Source organism: Leucobacter soli (assembly GCF_042659205.1).
GTDB classification, from domain to species: Bacteria; Actinomycetota; Actinomycetes; order Actinomycetales; family Microbacteriaceae; genus Leucobacter; species Leucobacter soli.
In genome coordinates this window covers 1-1,988 of record NZ_JBHSRW010000320.1, presented here as the reverse complement: position 1 = coordinate 1,988, position 1,988 = coordinate 1, and the positions used below count along the sequence as shown (strand labels likewise).

2 protein-coding genes are annotated in these 1,988 nt (G+C 72.2%); both read left to right on the top strand.

Going from position 1 to position 1,988, the window contains the following annotated elements; translation table 11 throughout:
• Positions 1 to 1,233 (top strand): iron uptake transporter deferrochelatase/peroxidase subunit (efeB, locus tag ACFPZL_RS12675; RefSeq protein WP_382335709.1); only part of this gene is annotated, 1,233 nt, incomplete at its 5' end.
• Positions 1,234 to 1,342: 109 nt separating this feature from the next.
• Positions 1,343 to 1,988, top strand: a 646-nt coding sequence (locus tag ACFPZL_RS12670) for an SLBB domain-containing protein (protein ID WP_382335707.1), incomplete at its 3' end; no start/stop codon positions are given.

Genomic DNA, 1,988 nt, shown 5'->3' with positions numbered 1-1,988 from the left:
GGCGCGTTCGGCGCCGGGGCTGCGGGCCTGACCGCCGGTGCGATCGGGGGAGCGCTGCTCGCCGGGAGCGGATCCGGCAGCGGCACAGCGAGCGGCGGACGATCCGGGATCGTCCCCTTCCGGGGCGAGCACCAGGCCGGCATCGTCACGCCGGCGCAGGATCGGCTGCACTTCGCGGCCTTCAAGATGGTGGACGGCGCCGGCCGAGACGAACTCGTCTCGCTGCTGAGGGACTGGACCGAGGCCGCCGAGATCCTGACGCAGGGTCTCGCCATCGGCACCGGGCTCGAGCCCTCGAACGCGCTGCTGCCTCCCGATGACACCGGTGAAGCAGAAGGGCTGAACGCCGGTCATCTGACCCTCACGATCGGTCTCGGCCGGGAGCTCTTCACCGGCAGGACGGAGGGGGCCGACGATCCGTTCGGCATCCGGCATCGCCTTCCCGACGCCTTCGAGCCGCTGCCCTCCTTCGCATTCGACCTCCTTGAGGCGGCTCAGAGCGGCGGCGATCTGTGCGTGCAGGCCTGCGCCGACGACCCGCAGGTCGCGGTGCACGCGATCCGCAACCTGACCCGGATCGGGATGGGGCGGGCGCGCCTCGCCTGGAGTCAGCTCGGCTTCGGGCGCACCGCGTCGACCTCGCGCGAGCAGGACACGCCGCGCAATCTCTTCGGCTTCAAGGACGGCACGATGAACATCATGTCGGATGAGGCCGCCGACCTCGATGCGCACGTCTGGGTCGGCGACGATGGCCCCGAATGGCTGCGCGGCGGCAGCTACCTGGTGGCCCGCAAGATCCTGATGACGATCGAGACCTGGGACCGGGCCTCGCTCGACGAGCAGGAGCGGATCATCGGGCGGACGAAGCTCGTGGGCGAGCCGCTGACCGGCGGCGGCGAGTTCGCAGATCCCGACCTGGCCGCGCTGACCGGCGGGGAGCCGGCCATCGACATCGCCGCGCACGTGCGGCTGGCGCATCCGTCGCAGAACGACGGGATCCGCCTCCTGCGCCGCGGGTACAACTACGTGGACGGCTCGAACAGCCTGGGCCAACTCGGCGCAGGGCTCTTCTTCATCTCGTTCCAGAAAGACCCGGCGGCGTTCGTGCGCGTGCAGCAGTCCCTGAAACCGGACCTGCTGAACGAGTACATCCGGCACATCGGCTCGGGACTCTGGGCGGTGCCGGGCGGTGTCGGGCCGGGGGAGTTCCTGGGCCAGCGGCTCTTCGACTGACCGAAGGATCCGGCGCTCACATCTCGGCATTCGCCGGGGATCCGCCGAGCTCTCCACAGATCCGGCCTCCGGCCGATCGCCGGCGCATTCGTCCGCCTAGCCTGGCTCCATGTCCACCCTGTACCGCCCCGAAGGTCGCACCGAGGACGGCGCCGAGGAGCGCGCTTCCGGCCGGCTCGCGCCCTGGAGCCCGAACGATGCCGGATCGCGGCGGCTGTGGGGCCCGTACCCCGGCGAAGAGCCGCCCGTGCCGCTCGACTGGCGCCCGCCGCCGCGATTCCGAGACCGCGTTCTCGCCGCCGTCGGCGTGCCTGCGGCGGTCGGCACGGTGCTCTTCGCCCTGGCCGTCGGCGCGGTCGTCGTCATCGCACTGCTGCGGTCGCACGTCCCCGACACCGGCGGGGAGGCCGAGACTGCGCAGTTCGGGTCAGAGGGAGCGGCGGAATCGGACGGCGCCGGGCTGCTTCCCGGGGCGACGGACGACCCGGCATCGGTGGGGGCATCTGACGGCTCCGCTGCCGCGATGGTGCTCGTGCACGTCGTGGGTAAGGTGCGGGAGCCCGGGGTGGTCGAACTGCCCTCCGGCGCGCGCGTGCAGGACGCCATCGAGGCAGCGGGCGGGGCGACGAGCTCGGCGGCGCTGTCGCGGCTGAACCTGGCGCGGCCCGTGCTCGACGGCGAGCAGATCGCCGTGAGTACGCGGGCCGGTTCGGGAGCCGCAGGTTCGGGTGGCAGCGATGCAGCCGGCGGCGATG